General features: G+C 72.9%; 2 protein-coding genes. Both read left to right on the top strand.

The features are described from left to right. Window positions 1–265: 265 nt before the first annotated feature. On the top strand, window positions 266–1060 hold the full coding sequence (locus AX737_RS28385) for a TatD family hydrolase (RefSeq protein ID WP_066927205.1): 795 nt from the start codon (window positions 266–268) through the stop codon (window positions 1058–1060). A 43-nt stretch (window positions 1061–1103) separates the two neighbouring features. Next, on the top strand, window positions 1104–1928 hold the full coding sequence (locus AX737_RS28390; protein ID WP_066927207.1) for an MBL fold metallo-hydrolase: 825 nt from the start codon (window positions 1104–1106) through the stop codon (window positions 1926–1928). Window positions 1929–2111 lie beyond the last annotated feature (183 nt).

Consider the following 2111-nt stretch of genomic DNA (forward strand, 5'->3'; position numbering starts at 1 on the left):
CCCCGGCACGCCCCTGCCCGCGCCCGCCCCGATCTTCCCGCGCTTCGAGAAGCCGGAAGCGCCCGCCGCCTGAGCCGCGGAAGTCATGGTTTCGAAAGGTCAAGACCTTTCGCGGGTGCAGGGCAGAGCCCTGCATTTGGTCTCCCCGTCCCGGCTCTGCCGGGTCGAGGAGACCAATCCCGGGGCTGCGCGCCCCGGACCCCGCCAAAGGGTCACGACCCTTTGGGATCCCAGGACTCTGAGTCACCGTTCACGATAGCGACCCATGCTGATCGACAGCCACTGCCATCTCGACTTCCCCGAATTCGCCGCCGACCTGCCCGGCGTGATCGCCCGCGCCGCGGCGGCGGGCGTCGGGCGGATGCTCACCATCTCGACCCGCGTCGCCAAGGCCGACACCTACCGGGCGATTGCCGAGGCGCACCGGCAAGTCTGGTTCACGGTCGGCACCCACCCGCACGGCGCGGCCGAGGAGCCCGACGTGGCGCCGGAGACCATCGCGGGGCTGGCCGCGCACCCCCGCTGCGTCGGCATCGGCGAGGCGGGGCTCGACTACCACTATGCCGACGCGGCGCCGGAGGCCGTGCAGGAGCGGGTGCTGCGCGCCCATATCGAGGCCGCCCGCCTCGCCGACCTGCCGCTCGTCATCCACGCCCGCGACGCCGACGACCACATGGAGCGGGTGCTCGCCGACGAGATGGCGCAAAGACCCTTCCGGGCGGTGCTGCACTGCTTCTCCTCCGGGGCGCGGCTGGCCGTGGCCGGGGTGGAACTCGGCCTGTTCGTATCGTTCTCCGGCATCGTCACCTTCCGGCGCTCGCACGAATTGCGCGATATCGCGAAGGCCGTCCCCCTCGACCGGATCCTCGTCGAGACCGACGCGCCCTTCCTCGCGCCCGAGCCGCACCGCGGTCGCACCAACGAGCCGGCCTACACGGCCGACACCGCCCGATCGCTTGCCGCGACCCTCGGCCTGGAGCCCGACGACTTCGCCCGCCGCACCACGGAAAACTTCTTCCACCTGTTCGCGAAGGCGCGCCGGACGGAGGCCGGGGCGTGACAGGCGCCGCCCCCCTCGGATACCACCTCCGAGGGAGGTCCGAATGGCGTCGCTGACCCTGCGTATCCTCGGCTGCGGCTCGTCCGGCGGCGTGCCGCGCGTCGGCTACGGCTGGGGCGCCTGCGATCCGGCCGACCCGCGCAACCGGCGCCGCCGCTGCTCGATCCTGGCCGAGCGCCGGGAGGCGGGGGGCACCACCCGGGTCTTGGTCGATACCTCGCCGGACCTGCGCGAGCAGCTCCTCGACGCCGAGGTCCGGCGGCTCGACGCGGTGCTGTTCACCCACGCGCACGCCGACCACACCCACGGCATCGACGACCTGCGCCCGCTGGTGATCCAGATGCGGGCGCGCATCCCGGTCTACGCCGACGCGATCACCCGGGCGCTGCTCACCGCGCGCTTCGGCTACTGCTTCGAGACGCCGCCCGGCAGCGCCTACCCGCCGATCCTCGACCTGCGCCCGCTCGACGAGCGCGTGCGCCCGCTCGACGAGCGGGCCGAGACGGCGATCGCGGGGGAGGGGGGACGGCTTGCCGCCGAGGCCCTGCCGGTGGAGCACGGCAACGAGGCGGCGCTCGGCTTCCGCTTCGGCCCGGCCGCCTACATGCCCGATGTCAGCCTGATCCCCGAGCCGGTCGAGGCGCGGCTGCGCGGGCTCGACCTGCTGATCATCGACGCCCTGCGGGAGACCCCGCACCCGACGCACTACTCGGTCACGGACGCCCTCGCGTTGATCGAGCGGGTGCGCCCGCGCCGGGCCGTGCTCACGAACCTGCACACGGATCTCGACTACCGGACGCTCGCGGCCCGCCTACCCGCCGGCGTGGTGCCGGCCCATGACGGCCTGAGCCTCGACGTCGATCTCTGATCGGGCGCGTTCGATTCGCCGAATCCGGCCCATGCCGGAGGACGCCTGTCACGCGGCCGTCGCGGATTTTTGCCAGCCTCCGCGATTTGGGTGTTGACGACGGCGGGGCGGACCCGTATATCCCTGTCCATCGGCGCCGGCCGCGAGAGCGACCCGGGCGCCGACGCTTCTTCCGACAGTTCA

This window comes from Methylobacterium sp. CCH5-D2, from assembly GCF_001556475.1.
In the GTDB taxonomy this organism is placed as follows: domain Bacteria; phylum Pseudomonadota; class Alphaproteobacteria; order Rhizobiales; family Beijerinckiaceae; genus Methylobacterium; species Methylobacterium hispanicum.

Excerpts from the sequence above, each read along its gene's own strand:
- AX737_RS28385 (WP_066927205.1), top strand. The coding sequence starts at position 266 with ATGCTGATCGACAGCCACTGCCATCTCGACTTCCCCGAATTCGCCGCC.
- AX737_RS28390 (WP_066927207.1), top strand. The coding sequence starts at position 1,104 with ATGGCGTCGCTGACCCTGCGTATCCTCGGCTGCGGCTCGTCCGGCGGC.